Origin of the sequence: Ensifer adhaerens, from assembly GCF_013283195.1 — a bacterium.
Lineage (GTDB): Bacteria > Pseudomonadota > Alphaproteobacteria > Rhizobiales > Rhizobiaceae > Ensifer > Ensifer adhaerens_G.
In genome coordinates this window covers 1313862-1330614 of sequence record NZ_JABEKT010000002.1, presented here as the reverse complement: position 1 = coordinate 1330614, position 16753 = coordinate 1313862, and the positions used below count along the sequence as shown (strand labels likewise).

The window sequence follows — 16753 nt, the reverse complement described above, 5'->3', positions numbered from 1 at the left end:
GGCGGCTCCGCGCTGCCTCATATCGCCGGAAGACGGAGGGGCCTTGAGAACTCAAGATCAACCCGATGGCAGGAAGAGGACCCTGCCGGAAAAACCCAGAACGACAAAAGAGGGAACGACAGCATGAACACTTTCACCAAACTGACTGCGGCGGCGGCCTCGCTTGCCATTTCGCTCGCGGCTCTTCCGGCCCATGCAGGTGCCGTACTCGACCGCGTGCTCGACGCAAAAACCCTGAAGGTTGCGACCGACGCCAGCTGGGCGCCGCAGTCCTTTATGAACGACAAGAACGAGATGGACGGCTTCGACGTCGATGTCGCCAAGGAAGTCGCAAAGCGACTGGGTGTCGGCGTCGAATTCGTCACCCCGGGCTGGGACATCATCACAGCCGGCAACTGGCAGGGCCGCTGGGACATGCACATTGGCTCGATGACGCCAACCAAGGAACGGGCCAAGATCTTCGACTTCCCCGCCGTCTACTATTACACGCCGGCTGCGGTCGCGGTTCACAAGGATAGCGTTGCAGTGACGCTGATCGATCTGGACGGCAAGGTCGTCGGAACGACAGCGACGTCCACCTTCGAGGCCTACGCCAAGCAAGAGCTGACGCTCGATGCCGCCGGTGCGCCGGCTTTCGAATACGTGTTCAAGCCGACGGAAGTGAAATCCTACGCCAACTCGTCAACGGCCTTCGACGACCTGCGCCTTGGTGACGGCGTTCGCCTCGACGCGGTGGTGTCGTCTCTGCCGAGCATTCGCGACGCCATCAAGGCAGGCTATCCGATCAAGCAGATCGGCGCTCCCGTCTTCTATGAGCCGCTCGCCGTTGCCATCGAGCACGGCGACAAGGAACTGAACGACAAGATCGCCGAAGCGATCAAGGCGATGCAGAGCGACGGCACGCTGAGCAAGCTGTCCGAGAAGTGGTACGGCGTCGACTACACCGTCGCGAAGTAACCCTTCCCACGTTTGGCGCTCCGGTCGTCCGGAGCGCCTTTTTGTTCAGAGGGACTAAGATGCTTTATCCGGATACAGTCGAGTCCGAAATACTCGTCCACAACCCGCGGTTCGTAGCGACGGTGTTCGCCGCCGCCCTGATCGTCTTCACCGCCTTCAATCTGACCGGGACGACAATGGGAGAACTCATGCGCCCGGTGATAGGCGAACCTTTGCAGAGCGGTTTCTACGGCCGTTTCGCCATCGCCCTCGTGATCGCAGCGCTCTTCAGCCTCAACATCGTTCTGATCGGCTTTGCCAGCCTCAGGGTCCAGATCGCCATTGTATGGCTCGAGCTTCTCGCGTTATTTCTCGCCTTCTTCCAGACGTTTCACTTGAGCCTGCCGTTCATCGAACAAAAGCTGCCTTTTCTGATCGCCCAGGGTCTCGTGACGACCGTCTATGTGTCGGCGATCTCGATCGCTATCGCCTCGCTCATCGCAATCCTTGGCGCGGTGGCCAAGTTGTCGACCAACGGTTTTGCCTATGCGATCGCAAGCTTCTACACATCGTTCTTTCGAGGACTGCCGCTCCTGATGCAGGTCTATCTGATCTATCTGGGTCTGCCTCAGCTCGGCATCATCATCGATGCCGTTCCGGCCGGTATCCTGGCGCTTTCGCTCTGCTACGGCGCTTACATGACCGAGATCTTCCGCTCAGGCATACAGAGCATCGACCGCGGCCAGTGGGAGGCCTCAAGGTCGATCGGCTTCGGCTTCGGGCTGACCATGCGCAAGATCATCCTTCCGCAGGCGTTGCCGGTCATTATTCCCCCAACCGGAAACCAGTTCATCTCGATGCTGAAAGACAGCTCGCTCGTCTCGGTGATTGGCGTCTGGGAACTGATGTTTCTTGCCCGCACGCTTGGCCAGAAAACCTTCCAGCACATGGAAATGCTGATCTCAGCCGCCATGCTCTACTGGATCATGTCCATCTGCCTTGAGCTCATCCAGTCCCGCATCGAACGCCACTATGCCAGGAGCAAGGTCAGATGAGTGTTGAAACCATCATCGAAGTCAGGAACGTTTCCAAATGGTACGGTGCCTTTCAAGTGCTGACCGATATCAACCTGACGGTCCGCAAGGGCGAGCGCATCGTAATTTGCGGCCCGTCCGGATCCGGAAAATCGACGTTGATCCGCTGCTTCAATAGGCTGGAGGCGCATCAGGAAGGCGATATCGTCGTCGACGGTATCCACCTGCATGCCAAGATGCGCAATATTTCGGACGTGCGGCGCAATGTCGGCATGGTGTTCCAGCATTTCAATCTGTTTCCGCACATGACAGTGCTGATGAACTGCATGGTTGGGCCGATGTGGATCAGTGGCGTGCCGGAGGCAGAGGCGCGGGCACGGGCACTGAAGTACCTTGACCGGGTTCGTATTCCTGAACAGGCAAACAAGTTCCCGGTCCAGCTCTCGGGCGGTCAGCAGCAACGCGTGGCGATTGCCCGCTCACTCTGCATGCAGCCGGCAGTGATGTTGTTCGACGAGCCCACCTCGGCCCTTGACCCTGAAATGGTGTCGGAAGTGCTCGAAACCATGACCGGTCTCGCCAAGGACGGGATGACCATGGTCTGCGTCACCCACGAGATGGGGTTCGCACGGGCGGTCGCTGATCGTGTGATATTCATGAACGCCGGGCAGATTGTTGAAGAAGCAAAGCCGGACGAGTTTTTCTCCAATCCCAGGCACGAGCGGACGAAGCTTTTCCTCGGTCAAATCTTGAAGCACTGAAGACCCCAGCCGGCGCGAGATTGTAGGCTTGGGGTGTGTGGGACGATCATCGACATGATCCTCGAGAAGACCGAGCAGAAGGGCGCCGGCAAATACTGGGTGATCGAGCGAGAACGTGAGCGATGACAGGCAAGAAAGTCTTTATGCGGGCTGGTCGCATCGTTCGGCACGGTGAGCCACGGCCAAGCCAAACTCCGATGGAGCCGGGGTTGAAGCTCCGCGCGATGCCGTGCACCAACCTTGAGCCCGGCTGCTACGAGATCGCATAACGGGTCGACTGGGACGATTGTGACCTTCCCATAGCTCTGACGTCCGGATCAGGCCCTCCGCAAAAGTGCCCCACGTGTGTTCGCAGGTCGCAGATAAGAGCAAGACCGGCATCGCCTCGCTGAGGTGTTTCAAGACGTACAATGTTGGAAGTGGCCACCCGCTTCATCCCGCGACACGATTAGCCCTCAGCGGTGTTAAGCGGGGGGCGGGGTGGGGCTGCCGCCCGAAGGGAGCCTAGACGAACTTCGTTTAATGGGAGGTGGCTATCCCCCCGGCAAAATATCCGTTCAGCGGATCGCTGAAGCACTCAAACGCACTCATTTATGTTTATGCTGTTGCCTCTCTAGTCTCTTGGATCGACGCCAATCCCGGCGATGCGCGACCTGAGCATCTCCCGCTCAAATGCATCGGATGGAAACCTGCGCCGCAGCTTGTAGCGCCCGCCGGCTACGGCGATGACGAAAACCGTGGGCTGGGCACGGCGCGCGCAAAAGCGTGTGCGCAGCCGTCGACAGGCAAGCGCAATGGGTGGTTTTCGCCGATGCATAAATTCTCAACTCCAATCGGTTTTGGAGTACAATTATGAGGCTATCGAAAGGGCTGCAGTGTTTCTAGCGTGCCGAGTTCGACTTGCAGCGCTACAGAGGAAAGGTGAAGACAATGCAAAGGTTTGCAATCGTTGCTCTGTCGCTTGTCACTGGGCTGACATGCGCTGCGCCAGCCAGGGCATTTCCCGTTCTTTCTGCGCCGAAGATTGAAGCGCCGCAAGCTCAACCGGTTCAATACCGCCGATATGGCGGTTATCACGGTGGCTACTACAATGGTCATCATCACGGTGGCGACGACTGGGCCTGGGCGTTAGGGGGGCTTGCCGCTGGCGCCGTTATCGGCGGCCTATTGGCGCAACCCCGGTATTACGGCCCGAGCTACTACGAACCCGACTACTACGGGCGGACCTATTATCGGCCGCGCTATTATGCGCCACGCTATTCCCGTCAAGTCTATTATGGCGGCGGCACACACACGCGCTGGTGCTACGCACGATATCGCTCCTACAGGGCCTTCGACAACACGTTCCAGCCCTATCACGGCCCCCGACAAGCATGCATCTCGCCGTACTATTGACAGCGGGGTGAGAGGCGCGAGGGCGTCTGGCGCCGGCGCCGGCGCCGGCGTCATCGACCAGGACCGAAGTGCGCGTAAGAACGACACCACGATCCTCCAGTTTCTCCGGTGTCAGGTCGAGTGTTTAGGTTTCAGGCATTACTCTCGTCCTGGGCACCGGCTGGACCGAACAGACGGCGTTTGACTGCCTCGCGCAGCGTCTGTGCGAGAATATAAAGCATCGGGATGATCACCAATCCGAGGACAGTGCCCACGAGCAGACCGCCGAGCACGGTTGCGCCGATCGCCTGTCGACTGCCCGCGCCCGCCCCGGCGGCGAGGACGAGCGGTACAACGCCCAGAACGGACGCCATCGCGGTCATCAGCACCGGCCGAAAACGCTGCGACGTCCCCTCGGTAGCCGCATCTATAATGCTCATTCCCTCCTCCCGGCGATCCTTGGCGAACTCCACGATCAGGATGGCATTCTTGGCCGCAAGGCCTATGAGCAAGAGAAGGCCAATTTGAGCGTAGATGTTGAGATCGATGCCGCCTACCAAGAGTGCTCCCAAGGCCCCAAGAACGGCCACTGTGACAGACATCATCACTGCTATCGGAATGCTCCAGCTCTCATACTGGCCAACGAGAAAGAGATAGGTGAAGACGATGCCCATAATAAGGATCATCACCGTCTGGTTGCCCGATTGTTTTTCCTGCAGTGCCAGCCCGGTCCACTCAAATCCAAAGCCGGTCGGCAGTGTGCTTGCCGCAAGCGCCTCCATGGTGCTCAGCGCCTCACCGGTGCTGGTGCCCGGTCCGGCCTGGCCGTTGATCGAGGCGGAGGGGAAGAGGTTGTAGCGGTTCACCGAATTCGGACCGTAGTGGGTGGAGATCGAAAGCAAGCCCTGCAACGGCACGAGGTCGCCCGTATCGCTGCGTACTCTCAGTCGCTGGATATCTTCTATCCGGCTGCGGAAGGCCGGCTCGTTCTGAATGCGGATCTGGAAGACCCGGGAAAGGATGTTGAAATCGTCTACGTACGACGACCCGAGATGGGACTGCAGCGTACTGAAAATCGTGGCGGGGGACACGCTGTAGAGCTCCGCCCGCTCCCGGTCGATGTCGAGGTAGACCTGCGGCACGTCGGCTGAGAATGTGCTGAACACTGAGGCAAGGCCGGGCGTCTGGTTCGCGCGCATGATAAGACTGCGCATGACCTCGGCAAGCTCCTCCTGGCTCTGCCCGGCGCGCGCCTGAAGGCGGAAGTCGAAGCCGCCCGTTGTGCCAAGCCCCGGAATAGCCGGCGGATTGAAGGGCACGACGGATGCGGTCGAGATCGTTGCAAGTTCGGCCCGTAAACGGCCCATCAGTGCGAAGACGCTTTGATCCGGTCCCCGCTCGCTCCACGGCTTTAGTGCCGAGATGATCATGCCGGAGTTCGAACCACCACCGCCGACCATGCTCGCACCCGCGATGCCGATCGTATTGGCGATACCGGGCGTGCGCTGCAGGAGCGCGCTGACCTCGGCCATTGTCTGTTCCGTGCGCTCCAGGGAAGCTGCGTTTGGTAACTGCACGTTCATGAACAGGTAGCCTTGGTCCTCGGCGGGCACGAAACCAGTCGGAATGATGCGGTAGAGGCCGTAGATTCCCCCTGCGACCGCGACCAGGACCAGCGTCGCCAGGGCGAGCCGTCGGGCGAAAGCGAGCAGCAGGTTCAGGTAAAAACGCCGGGAAGCGTCGAGGCCTGCGTTCAGCTTCTCGAACAGTCCAAGTCGCCGTCTCGGCGTTGGACGAAGCATGAGCACACACAAGGCCGGGCTGAGGGTCAGCGCATTGACCGTCGAGAAGACGATGGTAATCAGGATCGTGACGGCGAACTGGCGGTAAAGCTCGCCGGTGATGCCGGCAAGGAAGGCCACCGGCACGAAGAGTGCGGCAAGTACCAGCGTCGTCGCGACGATCGGTCCCGTTACCTGCTCCATGGTGCGTAGGGTGGCATCCCGTACGTTGGCCCCGGTCTGGTCCATGATGCGCTGGACATTTTCGACGACGATGATGGCGTCATCGACCACAAGGCTGATGGCGAGGATGACCGCGAAAAGGGTGATCGTGTTGGCCGAGTAACCGAGAACATAGAGGACGGCGAAGCCCCCAATGAGTGAAACGGGTATGGTCAGGGTCGGGATGACCGTTGCGCGCCAGTCCTGGAGGAAGGCAAATACCACGGCGACGACGAGGGCAAAGGTAATCGCGAGCGTTATGAAGATCTCGCGGATGGTTTCCTTGACGAAGGCAGTCGTATCGAAAACGACCGTATAGGCGATGTCGTCTGGAAACTGCCGCGACAAAGCTTCAAGCTCGCTCACGACCGCCTCGGAGACAGAAAGTGCGTTGGCGTCGGCGGACTGGTAGACGACGAGCGTGGCGCTGGGAAGGCCGTTGAGCGTCGACGTGGTGTCATAGGATTGTGCGCCGAGTTCGACGCGCGCGACATCGCGGAGGCGCACGATCGCGCCGTCGCGGTTCGTGCGCACGATCACGTTGCCAAACGCATTCGCGTCGGCAAGACGCCCCAGCGCCGTTACTGTCAGCTCCAGCTGCTGGCCCGACGCCGTGGGAGGTGAGCCTATCTGGCCGGCGGAGGCCTGTGCATTCTGCGCCCGTATCGCAGTGGCGAGATCCGACGCCGTGATGCCCAGAGCCTGCATGCGGTCAGGGTTCATCCAGACCCGCATGCTGTAGGTTGGGCCGAACACGCCTGCCTCCCCGACACCTGGCACGCGGGCGATGGCATCGCGGATATTGACTGTCGCGTAATTGCTGATGAAGACGTTGTCACGCGTGCCCTTCGGCGAATAGATCGCTAGCCCCATAAGCATACTGGACGAACGGCTTCTCACTGAAACGCCCGTCTGGGTGACAGCGGCAGGCAGCCGCGGCGTCGCTATCGCGACCCGGTTCTGCACGTTGACCTGCGCGATCGCCGGGTCGGTTCCTGGCGCGAACGTCACCGTCAGACTGTAGGTACCATTGTTGGTGCTGGAGGAAGACATGTAGAGCATATCTTCGACGCCGTTCACCTGATCCTCGATCGGCGCACCCACGCTATCCGTCATGACGCTGGAATTTGCCCCCGGATAGCTCGCCGTCACCTGCACTTCGGGCGGAGTGATCTGCGGAAACTGTGCGACAGGTATCTGCAGGAGGGCGACAGCACCGGCGATTAGCATGATCACCGCAATGACCATTGCAAGCCGCGGCCGGCCGATAAACGGGGCGGAAATATTCATTGTGAGGCACCCGATTGGGAAGCGGACCTATCGGCGCTATCGTCAGACACGGGAAGTACTTTGATGGCCGATCCGTCGGCAATGTTTGCCAGCCCTTCAACGATCAGCATCTCCTCGCCTTCAAGACCGCTGTCGACGATCCAGTTGCCGCCCGCCTGTTCGGAGACCATGATGCGACGCAGGACAGCCTTCCCGTCGTCGCCGACAAGGAGGACATATTTGCCTTCACGGTCCTGATGCACCGCGCCGAGGGGAACGACCGGGCGCATCTTCCTCTCGTCCCCGGCGATCACCACCGTCACGAACTGACCCGGTACGAGCAGAAGGTCGGGGTTGGCGAACTGTGCACGCACGGCAAGCGTACCAGTCCGCTCGTCGACTTCATTGCCGAAGAACTCAATCTTCCCCCCTTGCTTGTATTGCTGCCCGTTCGAAAGGCGCAGCGAAAGCTGGAAGCGTTGGGCAAGTTCCTCCTTGCTGATCTTTCCTGCCGCTACGCGCAAGTCCAACACCGTCCGATCGCTAACGGAAAAAACAACCCGCACTGGGTCCATCTGGACGATCCTGGCCAGCGCCGGGGAACTGGCGTTTACGAAGCTGCCTGCGGATAGCGATGCCGCACTGATGCGGCCCTTCATGGGGGAAGATATCTTGCTGTAGCTGAGATTGAGTTTCGCCTGGCTCACCCTGGCCTCGGCGGATAGAACGGCCGCGTCAGCCGTATCGAGGGCCGTCTCGCTTTCCTCCAGCGTCGCGCGTGACACCGTTTGGTTCAAGGCGCGGTTGCGTTGGAAGCGACGTGCGGCATCTGTCTGGGTGGCTTTCGCGCTGGCCAGTTGGGCCTGCGTGACGGTCAACGCGATTTCCAGATCGCGTGGGTCGATGAGGAAGAGGGGTTGGCCAGCCTCAACGACGGTACCTTCGTCGAACAACCGTTTGTCGATAAACCCATCGATGCGGGAGCGAACATCAACAGCCTCCATGGCTTCGACCCGACCGACGAACTCGTACCTCGGAGAGACGTCGTCTACGCGAACCTTCGCTGCACCGACAGTGGCCACCGTTTGCGCCGCCAGTTCAGCAGGCACGAGGCTGGAGACACCGAGAAGGATTGCGCAGCAGACGCGGGTGATACAAGCTGTACGGTTCATGGGGAACTCCAGCAAAAAGTGGGTACGCCGGCACGGCTGACCGGACCCGGCCTGCCGAAGTAAATACTGAGGAATGCGCTCTGCGGATCGGCCGTCAACCTGAACATGCACGACAAAAAATTGGGGTGCTCGACAATGATCGCGCGTTCCAGCAAACGGGTCGTGTTCACCAGCTTGTCAGCGGGGGCCGGTGCCTATTTAGCCCCGTCCAGGCTGTCCAGCGACGTTTCCGATGACCGCACCTCGTTCCGTGGTGCTGCATCCCGGCAGGACCGTTGCATCAAGCAGATAAGAATGGGAGCATGTTTCATGGTGCTGCCCTAATCCTGTGTGATCTGCTTTCGCAACGTAACATTGCGTACGCTCTAGTCCATCCCTGTTGGCTGTCGCCCTTGAAATAGTTTTATTCGTGCTCGACGAGATATCGTGGCGCGTGCCGGATGCCTTGCTAGAAAAGTGTACCGGCATGTCGAGATGCTCTGTCGCAGGTGCAATTTATGTGGCAACGACCTCCGCGGACTGTGCAGCCGCAGTTTCGCGGCCGATTGCTAAGGTCAGTGACAGCCGCGTGAGCGCATGCCGCGGTACGACCGCGAGGCCACGTATGTAGGATCGGCTGCGGCCCTTCAGACCCGTGCGCGGTGTCGATCTGAAGATCGGGTTTGGGGTAGCCTGGAATATGGAGGACCCAACCGCATCACGGGACGACATCATCGACATTGCCCGGTCGCTACCGCCGGGAAGGTGAGGGGATGAGACCACCCTTCATAGCGACCTGGACCCTCGAAGGAGCGGAGCGGCTTGCCGGGGACTCGGCTCGATTCCTGACTTTTGGCCGACAGGAGCCGACATGCGTCACGGATGCTATCCGATAAAACCCGGGTACTGCACCTCTTCTCGATTCACGCCCTTGGAATCCAACCGAACCGGAGTGAGCTCCGGGACGTCGGCCATGTGCCGATGCGCAACAAGCCAGTCACGCAAGATCGTCTCAATCGCGGCGGCTCGGCCGGCGGGCGGCGGTGAAAGGCCCGGATCGGTCATGTATGCCGCAAGCCCGGCTTAATATCGTATTCGCCTCACGAAAAACCTGACAGCTGTCAGGGTTCCGTTACCCCATCAAGAGGTTGAAGACGGCTCGTACGTGATAGTTTCCCTCAGCAGAAGCAGATGGGGCGCCTGCTAGACGACAGGTTATTGGGAACGCCGATTTACGCGAGGGATGCAAATAGCCCTTCCGCGCTGACCGCTATCTAGGCGCCCCATGATTGCAGTCGAGTTGGGTGGCACGTCGCCGATCTAACCAATGAACAATGCCCGCAGTGAAGACCAAAAGCCCATGGGCTTGTCGGACAGCAGGACGCGGACTTGGCGAGCCGCTGCCGCCGCACTCACGGTGGTTCCGAAGCGGCAATAGCAAACAACGTCATGTAACTCTTCGTCAGAGATCTCGAAAAACCGTATCGCTTCGCCATAGGTATCGTTCTTCATACCGGCCGAATGGAGAACGGGATCGCGGAATGCGACAGTTATCGGAGAATAGTCGCAGCGCAGTGCATTTCGCTCCTCGCTGGATTGGAACTCTGTCTCGTGAAGCGTGTCGAGGTGCCTATGCCGTATTTCCTCAAGGAGCTCGGTCCAGCGCTCAAGTCGCTGACGGCGCGACATCCCATGCAGGTGGAAGAAGGGCTCTATCTGCGCGATGTTCTGCATCTGCTCTAATGTATGGTGCTTCATTGTCGCCTCCAATCAAATGGTGCTGCGAATGCCAGCTCAATCAGCCTGTTCCTCGTCCCGCGCTCTGTCCAATCACGATGCTGGCGAGCGGAGTTGTAGATCTGAGGTCTAAATCGCTTGCTCGGTGGCTGCGCGCTACGACAACACTTCCAGAAAGACCCTCGGTTCTGTAGTCCGGAGCGCAGGGCGCGAAGCCGAGCCCTGAAATCAGGCCGATGCGGTAGCCGATAAAGACGTTTCCGGAGTTCCGCGATTACGGCCCGAACGGTGCGGTCGAGAGCTGGCACGATCTTTTGTCTGCCGCCGTCGTGGTTCGATCGATGCTCGGGGTCAGTCCGAGCGCCTATGAGGAAGCCTGCGGAATCCTTGGGGCCGAGAATGCGGCCGCCGTCATGGCGTGTATCCTCGAAAGGGCAGGGCACATCAATTCTGCCGGAGGCTATCTGAGCGATTTTACGCGAAAAGCCGAGCGCGGGCTCTTGCCCTTTGGGTACGAAGCATTGAAAACCGCGGTACCTCGAGATTTGTTCGCGGTATCAGTGTGTTGATATTAGCCTGACCAGCCGCTTAAATCTTCATAGGCGCCGAAGCCACATCGGCCTTCCGGAAATCGGAGCGATATTTATGACCCGCCAACTTTCTCTCCCACGCGACCGAATTTCCGTGCTTCTGCTGGAAGGCATTAGCCAGACCGCCGTGGACTACTTTTCTTCGTCCGGCTACACCAACCTCATTCTTTTACCGAAGGCGCTCGACGACAGGGATCTTAGGAGCCACATCGCCGACGCTCATATCATCGGCATTCGTTCCCGCACGCAGCTGACGGACGAGATTCTCGAATCCGCAAAGAAATTGATCGCCGTTGGCTGTTTCTCCGTCGGTACGAACCAAGTCGATCTGGATGCAGCGCGGCGGCGCGGCATTCCGGTGTTCAATGCACCTTATTCAAACACGCGATCGGTGGCCGAGCTTGTGATCGGCGAGATTATCATGCTGACACGGCAGATCTTTCCGCGCTCGGCTTCCGCGCATCGAGGTGGGTGGGAGAAGTCCGCTGTCGGCAGCAGGGAGGTCCGCGGCAAAACGCTCGGCATTGTCGGTTACGGAAATATCGGATCGCAGCTCAGCGCGCTTGCCGAAAGCATGGGCATGGTCGTGCGCTACTTCGATCTTTCCGATCGGCTGCGCCGGGGCAATTCGGAGTCGATGGCTTCGCTCGGTGACCTTCTCGAAATCTCTGACTATGTGACGATGCACGTTCCCGAAGCACCCTCGACGCATAACATGATCACCGAAACCGAACTGCGCCGCATGAAGAAGGGCGCCATCTTCATCAACAATTCTCGCGGCACGGTGGTCGATCTCGATGCGCTTGCGAAAGTCCTGAAAGACGGGCATCTGGCGGGTGCCGCCGTAGACGTGTTCCCCAAGGAGCCGGCATCGAACAACGAGCGTTTTGAGACACCGTTGCAAGGCTTGAGCAATGTCATTCTGACGCCGCATATCGGCGGCTCCACTGAGGAAGCCCAAGAGCGCATCGGCGGGGAGGTTTCAAGGAAGCTGGTCGAGTATTCCGACATCGGCTCAACGATGGGCGCCGTCAACTTTCCGCAAGTACAACTGCCCGAGCGCCCGAACGGCACGCGTTTCATTCACGTGCATGAAAACCGCCCCGGAATGCTCATCCAGCTCAACGAGATCTTCTCGTCGCGCGGGCTGAACATCGTCGCTGAGTTCCTTCAGACGCATGGCGACACGGGCTATGTGGTGGTCGAGGCCGAAGGAATTTCCGCAGATGCCGACGAGATTCTTCAGGCCCTACGCGAAATTCCTGGAACGATACGAACGCGATTAGTCTACTGAGAACCTAGCTCTCGAATAGAGCAGGGGGCGAAGCCGAGCCTTGAATCAGGCCGATGCGGGAGCCGATAGAGACACTTCCTTTGGGTATGGTGCTGCAGGCCTGCCCGGAGATCCGCGATTACGGCCCGAAAGGTGCGGTCGAGAGCTGGCGCTACCTTTGTCGGCCGCCGTGATGGCATGCATTCTCGAAAAGGCAGCGCACATCAATCCGCCCGCGCCAAGGGAAGGGGATAGCCCGCAAGGGCCGAGAACTTCCGTGGTAAATCCATGGCGATCGCCGGATCAACGTGCATCTCATCCAGGAAAGACACCTGCCGTTATGTCGCTGCCGACGAGATGTTGCCGAAACCTGTCGATGAATTGCGACTTCATCGGCACAGTCTGCTGCCTTCGATCCACAAGGAGCTTAGTGTCGCAGAGCCCTGCCGTGGATTTTATCGGGCGCGATCGCTAGCAATGTTGCAGCGCTCACCCCGAGTTCCTCCTAGACGATCAGTCGCGCCGCTCGTCCATTCTTGCGTTCCGCGTTGTTGTAATAGCTCGCCGCCTGGGTCACCGATTTGTGCAGCGACTGCTGCATCGCCTCGGGTAAGGGGATGCCGCGATTGGCTGCCTCGGTCAGGTAGCCGGACCGCAATCCATGCGCCGAGAACAATGTCGGATCCAGCCCAGCCTGTTTGCAGCGGGTTTTTAGGATTAGATTGACGGACTGCGGTGTCATCGCGCGCCGATCGACATTCCCCCACTGGTCAATGCGCCGGAATATTGGTCCTTTTCCGATACCTGCCTCATCAAGCCAGCCCTTCAACGCCATAACCGGCCGGCCGACCAGCAGCACATGTTCGTCGTTGTCACTCGCCGTCGTCTTAGTGCGACCAAGGCGGATCGAGAGGCAGGGGAGGGGAGGGGAGTCCGGGTTCGCCGGGTCCGTCCGGACCGGGTCTTCCTCGAGGAGATCTTCGACTCGTAACCCTGCTATCTCCGATCGGCGTCGCCCGCCGGAGGCGAACGCCACGAGAAGCAGCGCCCGGTCGCGCAGATCGACCAGCCGTTCGCCGGCACAGGCGTGCAACAGATTCGCCAGGATATCGCCGGTCACCGCTTGCCTGCTCTTGCGTTGGCGTGGGCGGGCACTGGCGCGGACAGCAAGTCGCAGTGCCGATTTGAGGGAAGGGCCGTCAAACGAGCCGGTGAGGCCGCGCCAGCGAGTGAGGATCGACCAGCTCGTCAGCCGGCGCCGAACCGTCCCTGGGGCGTGGGGCCCGTAAACGCGCAGGACGCGAAGGGAACGAAGGCCGATTTCCACCTCTGCCGGCATGCCATGGCTCGGATCCTCTGAGCGCTTGACCGGGTCCCACAGGTGGTGCGCAAGGAACTTTAGCAGCAGGCTTTCGGGCGCCGGCCAGGGGAGGGGATCTTCAGTTGCAAGCTGGCACCAGGCCTCGAGGTAGCCGAGATCGGAGGCAAGCGCCCGAAGCGTGTTGTCGCCCATGCCTTCGCTGGCCAGATGCTTGAGCGTCGCGACGTCGTCGTCGGTGAGGAGCGCAGCGAGTTGGTCACGCCGGTCGAAGGGCAGGATGGAATCGAGCGCGTCGAGTGCCACCGCGCGCCGCTCTATATCATGATCAATGCTCATTCTCGAATGGTCCCAGCACCTGAATCCTCTCAGTGCGTGCCGCCCCGGCGAGTTTGCGGTCGAGGGTGGCGAGCGGCAGGGATTGGCGGACCGCAAGGTCGAGGTAGGCGGCATCGTAGGCGCTTAGCCCGTGCGCACTCGCGAGCTCGAGCACCGAGCCGTCCTGACCGGCACCCATGTCCTCAAGGGGCAATCGGCGCAGCCGGGCCATCGCGTTATGGGCCTGGCCGGCGGCAATCCGTTGCCGCCGCTCGGCGCTGATCAAAATGCTGCGCGTCTCGTGCCAGAACAGGTCGGGCACCGGGCAGGGGCCTGAGATCCTGGCGATAAGCTGCTCGGCTGCTTCACTGTATTCTTCTGGCAATAGCCAGGCAGCGGCGATCGACGCATCAAGGATAAATTTGCTCAAAACCGCTGACCCTCACGTTTCCAGTCGAGGATCTCGTCGTTGGACACCGGTTTTGCCCGCATTCTCGCCGCCCGCACCTCGGCGATCAGCGCCGAAAGCTCGTTGTCCTTCTTCACGCGCGAGAGCCGGGCGACCGGATCGTTGCCGCGGGAAATGATAACCTCCTCGCCGGCTTCGACGCGGGCCAGCAGTTCTGAAAGATGGGCTTTGGCCTCGGCGACTTTGACAGTGACGCTCATGGGAAACTCCGTTGAACAATGTCTCTCGTCGCGCAGATTGCGGACGATCGCGAATTGGACGTTCTACGCCAAGATAGGACGCGTTTATGAGTTGGTCAACTAGTGGACCACATCACTATCGATACTTGAAACTTATCGATGGTTAGAGCCTCAGCGAGCAATAATACCAAGTGGCGTTACCATGATTTCAATGGCTTACAATCTAGCAAAAATCAGCATGACAGCTCTAATGCGGCCGGCATTCGACGCCGGTCTCGCCCTCACGCGCCTGGACGAGCGCATCGCCCGTTCGCCGGTCGGGCATGGATGGATCGAGCGCACCCATTTTGCCGACGCCTGCGCCTCTCTGTGGATCGACGGCGAACTCGTCCATCTCGAGGACCTCATCCTCCACGACGACATCAGAGATATTCGCACACCCACCCACGAGCTGACAATCGCCCGTGACGTCTTGCGAACTCGCCGGCGCATCGCAGCCCAACTGCCCGGCTGGGCATTGTCGGCCGACGGCGTTCGCACGCTGCGAAAAACCGCTGAGATCACACTGGTCGACGCTGACGACACAGCAGGTGCCATCCGGCGCGCGGTCGCGATCAATACGGAAGGGGAGGGGGAGGGGGACGAACCCGACGACGTCTCCAATCTCCCCGGAGTCGACTATGCGGCCATTGATGCGGTGCTCGCCCGATCGGAGGCTGCGATCGAGAACGCAACACGGCCGGGCCGCGCCAGCGCGGCGGAAAGAGATCCGCTGGTCTATGACCTCGACTGGGACGAGGATTCCAGGCTCGAGGAATGGCGCGGTGTGTTGCGGCAGGCAACCGATTTGCCGGCGGTGCTTCAGGCGATCGTCGCCCTCGACGCCTGGAACGAGCTTTCGGTCCTCCAGCACGCGCCCTGGCTCGGCCGGCTGCTGGTCGCATCGATCCTGCGCCAGGCTGGCATCACGACTGGCACCCATCTCGCCGCCATCAACGTTGGCCTGAAATCCATCCCGGTCGATCGGCGCCGACATCGTGATCGGGAGACCCGGTTGTTAGCCATTGCTCACGGCCTGATCGCGGCCGCCGAGCTCGGTCTGAAAGAGCATGACCGGCTGGCGTTGGCGCGCACGATGTTCGGGCGAAAGCTGGGCGGACGCCGGACGTCTTCAAAGCTGCCGGAGCTGGTCGAGCTGGTGATGGCGCGGCCCCTGGTGTCGGCGAAGATGGTGGCGAAGACGCTCGAGGTGACGCCGCAGGCGGCGCGGCGGATTGTTTTGGAACTCGGCCTCAGGGAGATGACGGGCAGGGGGAGGTTTCGGGCGTGGGGGATTCTGTAAATGGCATGCGTCGTCTTGGAGCACCCCTGACATTCAGAGTTGTGTGAGCGACGACCATTGTATCAATTGAGTTTCTGGTTTGGGGTAAGGGCGAATGAAGGGACTGCCGAACGAAATTCTAAATACTTATGCTCTCGCTCTACCGCGACGGCATGCATTCGGGGTGCGTCCGCCGTTTGAATCCTCGCAAAGCGCGATGAGCTTTCAATTGAGATAATCGACGAATTAAGCATAAGCCCGGCGCCTATCCTTCCACTAACGCTCTTGCCTATTTACTTGATCTATTTCTATAGTGGTTGCAAAGACCCTGCTCGATTTGATTTTGGCCCCAACTCAATTTCTCTCAGCGCCTCAAACCTCTTTCCTTTGTAGAGATACCAATCGATAAAGTCTGCGGCCTCTTCCGCCGAGCAGCCCATAATCTCTACGTGCTCTTTAACTAGCTCGTCGCGCGCCCGTTCAAACGAGCAGCGCTTCCATCTGGCAATCCGTTTAGCGCATTCGAGATAATAGCGAGCGTTGCCCTCGAGCTTGTGATAGTGGTCGATTGCTTCTTCCAATCCCTGGTTTTCATAGGCTCTTTCTATAAGGATATCGAAATCGACTTCGTGAACAGTGTTCGCGGCGATCGCAACGATTGCCGAGCGGATATCAGGCAATGTCACCGAATACTCGCTCAGTGCGTCATCGCGACGTTGCATTTCAGAAACAACGTTCCTGCAGTCCTGGCATATGAATGCCGGCACATGGTTAAGTACATAAAAGGTTCCGCATTCGTCGTTTAGGTCTAGATCAGAGACTGGTTCGTCGAGCTTCCAGTCTCGTATGACGTGAATGCGAGCGGTCCATTTCCCCGAGTTGGATTTTCGGCATATCGATCGTTTTGAGCGTGAGCAACAATCGCAGGTCCAATCATCCCCGAATCGGCCCCAATGCTTTTGATCGTAAGCGCGAATTTCTCCGCACCTTCTGCAATTGAGTGAGCTTTGGCATGAGGTG

General features: G+C 59.6%; 14 protein-coding genes and 3 pseudogenes. 9 read left to right on the top strand and 8 right to left on the bottom strand.

Annotated features, from left to right (window positions below; translation table 11 throughout):
* The first annotated feature begins 123 nt into the window (after positions 1–123).
* From LPJGGPFB_RS22450 to LPJGGPFB_RS22435, 4 genes are all read left to right on the top strand, one after another.
* Complete coding sequence (locus tag LPJGGPFB_RS22450) at positions 124–957, top strand: transporter substrate-binding domain-containing protein (protein ID WP_173422100.1); 834 nt, start codon at positions 124–126, stop codon at positions 955–957.
* A gap of 59 nt (positions 958–1016) precedes the next feature.
* Entirely contained in the window at positions 1017–1991 is a 975-nt protein-coding gene (locus LPJGGPFB_RS22445) for an amino acid ABC transporter permease (RefSeq protein ID WP_173422099.1), read from the top strand.
* A complete protein-coding gene (locus LPJGGPFB_RS22440; RefSeq protein WP_173422098.1) occupies positions 1988–2731 on the top strand; it encodes an amino acid ABC transporter ATP-binding protein in 744 nt (247 codons plus the stop codon). Before LPJGGPFB_RS22445 ends, LPJGGPFB_RS22440 begins: the two co-directional genes overlap by 4 nt.
* Positions 2732–3661: 930 nt before the next feature.
* Positions 3662–4126 carry a BA14K family protein gene (locus tag LPJGGPFB_RS22435; RefSeq protein ID WP_173422097.1) on the top strand — a complete coding sequence of 155 codons (465 nt, stop codon included), beginning with the start codon at positions 3662–3664 and terminating at the stop codon, positions 4124–4126.
* Positions 4127–4257: 131 nt separating this feature from the next.
* Here the strand turns inward: LPJGGPFB_RS22435 and LPJGGPFB_RS22430 are convergent, their stop codons facing one another.
* Both LPJGGPFB_RS22430 and LPJGGPFB_RS22425 read right to left on the bottom strand, forming a co-directional pair.
* Positions 4258–7398: an efflux RND transporter permease subunit gene (locus LPJGGPFB_RS22430; RefSeq protein ID WP_173422096.1), complete on the bottom strand. Its 3141-nt coding sequence runs from the start codon at positions 7396–7398 to the stop codon at positions 4258–4260.
* Entirely contained in the window at positions 7395–8549 is a 1155-nt protein-coding gene (locus tag LPJGGPFB_RS22425) for an efflux RND transporter periplasmic adaptor subunit (protein WP_173422095.1), read from the bottom strand. Before LPJGGPFB_RS22425 ends, LPJGGPFB_RS22430 begins: the two co-directional genes overlap by 4 nt.
* Positions 8550–9180: 631 nt before the next feature.
* Here LPJGGPFB_RS22425 and LPJGGPFB_RS33155 point away from each other — a divergent pair.
* A pseudogene (locus LPJGGPFB_RS33155) lies at positions 9181–9297 on the top strand (LysR family transcriptional regulator); the annotation flags it as partial.
* Positions 9298–9848: 551 nt separating this feature from the next.
* Here the strand turns inward: LPJGGPFB_RS33155 and LPJGGPFB_RS22420 are convergent.
* Positions 9849–10286, bottom strand: a complete 438-nt coding sequence (locus tag LPJGGPFB_RS22420; RefSeq protein WP_173422094.1) for a hypothetical protein — start codon at positions 10284–10286, stop codon at positions 9849–9851.
* A 227-nt stretch (positions 10287–10513) separates the two neighbouring features.
* On the opposite strand from LPJGGPFB_RS22420, the pseudogene repC reads away from it, so the two are divergent.
* From repC to LPJGGPFB_RS22405, 3 genes and pseudogenes are all read left to right on the top strand, one after another.
* Positions 10514–10834: pseudogene (repC, locus tag LPJGGPFB_RS22415) on the top strand (replication initiation protein RepC); the annotation flags it as partial.
* Between the two features lie 76 nt (positions 10835–10910).
* The gene (gene serA, locus LPJGGPFB_RS22410) at positions 10911–12149 is read left to right on the top strand and encodes a phosphoglycerate dehydrogenase (RefSeq protein WP_173422093.1); all 1239 of its coding nucleotides are present in this window, start codon (positions 10911–10913) and stop codon (positions 12147–12149) included.
* Positions 12150–12307, top strand: a pseudogene (locus LPJGGPFB_RS22405) (plasmid replication protein RepC); the annotation flags it as partial. It lies immediately after the preceding gene.
* Between the two features lie 326 nt (positions 12308–12633).
* Here the strand turns inward: LPJGGPFB_RS22405 and LPJGGPFB_RS22400 are convergent.
* From LPJGGPFB_RS22400 to LPJGGPFB_RS22390, 3 genes are read right to left on the bottom strand one after another with little or no spacing between them, the layout of a single operon-like run.
* Positions 12634–13785, bottom strand: a complete 1152-nt coding sequence (locus LPJGGPFB_RS22400) for a site-specific integrase (RefSeq protein ID WP_173422092.1) — start codon at positions 13783–13785, stop codon at positions 12634–12636.
* Positions 13775–14194: a type II toxin-antitoxin system VapC family toxin gene (locus LPJGGPFB_RS22395; RefSeq protein WP_173422091.1), complete on the bottom strand. Its 420-nt coding sequence runs from the start codon at positions 14192–14194 to the stop codon at positions 13775–13777. The genes LPJGGPFB_RS22400 and LPJGGPFB_RS22395 overlap by 11 nt, the downstream gene beginning before the upstream one ends.
* Positions 14191–14433, bottom strand: a complete 243-nt coding sequence (locus LPJGGPFB_RS22390; protein ID WP_090300147.1) for a type II toxin-antitoxin system Phd/YefM family antitoxin — start codon at positions 14431–14433, stop codon at positions 14191–14193. The genes LPJGGPFB_RS22395 and LPJGGPFB_RS22390 overlap by 4 nt, the downstream gene beginning before the upstream one ends.
* A gap of 181 nt (positions 14434–14614) precedes the next feature.
* Between LPJGGPFB_RS22390 and LPJGGPFB_RS22385 the strand changes: the two genes are divergently transcribed.
* Complete coding sequence (locus LPJGGPFB_RS22385) at positions 14615–15754, top strand: RHE_PE00001 family protein (RefSeq protein WP_173422090.1); 1140 nt, start codon at positions 14615–14617, stop codon at positions 15752–15754.
* Positions 15755–16041: 287 nt separating this feature from the next.
* On the opposite strand, the gene LPJGGPFB_RS22380 is transcribed toward LPJGGPFB_RS22385, so the two are convergent.
* Together LPJGGPFB_RS22380 and LPJGGPFB_RS32885 are read right to left on the bottom strand one after the other, a co-directional pair.
* The gene (locus LPJGGPFB_RS22380) at positions 16042–16455 is read right to left on the bottom strand and encodes a hypothetical protein (protein WP_173422089.1); all 414 of its coding nucleotides are present in this window, start codon (positions 16453–16455) and stop codon (positions 16042–16044) included.
* Positions 16456–16541: 86 nt separating this feature from the next.
* Positions 16542–16753 (bottom strand): hypothetical protein (locus tag LPJGGPFB_RS32885; RefSeq protein WP_210264541.1); only part of this gene is annotated, 212 nt, incomplete at its 5' end.